Source organism: Robbsia andropogonis (assembly GCF_000970345.1).
In the GTDB taxonomy this organism is placed as follows: Bacteria; Pseudomonadota; Gammaproteobacteria; order Burkholderiales; family Burkholderiaceae; genus Robbsia; species Robbsia andropogonis.
In genome coordinates, this window is sequence record NZ_LAQU01000204.1 from 1 (window position 1) to 1,052 (window position 1,052).

Sequence of the window (1,052 nt, forward strand, 5' to 3'; positions counted from 1 at the left end):
GATCGACGCGCCGGTACATCCTGCGCAATTGGCCTACGTGATCTACACGTCGGGATCGACGGGTGAGCCGAAGGGTGTGGGGGTAACGCATGGGAATGTGTCGTCGCTGTTCGAAGCGACGTCGGGTGGTTTTGCGTTTGACGAGAATGATGTGTGGACACTGTTCCACTCGTACGCGTTTGATTTTTCGGTATGGGAGATTTTTGGTGCGCTGGTGCATGGGGGGAGACTGGTGGTGGTGCCGCATTGGACGGCGCGTGAGCCGTCGGCCTTGCATGCCTTGCTTCGCGGTCAGGGGGTGACGGTGCTGAACCAGACGCCGTCGGCCTTCGCGCAACTGACGCGGGAAGACCGTGAGAACACGCTGGACAGTCTGCGAGTGGTGATTTTTGGTGGTGAGCGTCTGGATGCGGGGTCGATCGTCGAGTGGGCGCAGCGCGCGAGCGCGCGGGGTGTGCGGCCGTTGCTGGTGAACATGTACGGGATCACGGAGACGACGGTGCATGTGACGTGGCGTGTGCTGGACGACGCGTTGTTGCGCGCGTCGGCGCGCAGTGGTCGCAGTGTGATCGGTGAAGCGTTGCCTGGTTGGGAGGCGCGCCTGTGCGATGCGGAGGGCAACGTCGTGCCGGAGGGTGGGCAGGGAGAGATATTGGTTGGGGGAGCGGGCGTGACGCGCGGCTATATTGGTCGACCGTCGCTGACGGCGCTGCGTTACGTGCCGAATGAAGCGGGCGCGCCGGGATCGCGGGCGTATCGGTCGGGCGATCTGGGACGGGCGCAGCGATTCGAGGCGGGTGAGCCAGGCGGAGGGGCCGATGCGCGCTCGGCGGGGGGTGAGATGGGGTCAAGCGAGTCGGCGGGTCTGTTGCTGTGCTATGTGGGCCGCAACGACGATCAGGTGAAGATTCGGGGTTACCGCATCGAACTGGGGGAGATCCAGGCGGCGCTGCAGGCACATCCGTCGGTGCGCGAAGCGGCGATCATCGTCTCGGAGGGGCGCACATCGGCCGATGGCACCCCGCCAGGTAGTGCAGAGGATGGCGCGGCGA

Annotated in this window: 1 protein-coding gene; it reads left to right on the plus strand. The window is 65.3% G+C overall.

Features of this window, described 5'->3' with window-relative positions; all coding sequences use genetic code 11:
* Positions 1-1,052 (plus strand): AMP-binding protein (locus tag WM40_RS27140; RefSeq protein ID WP_046154658.1); only part of this gene is annotated, 1,052 nt, incomplete at both ends.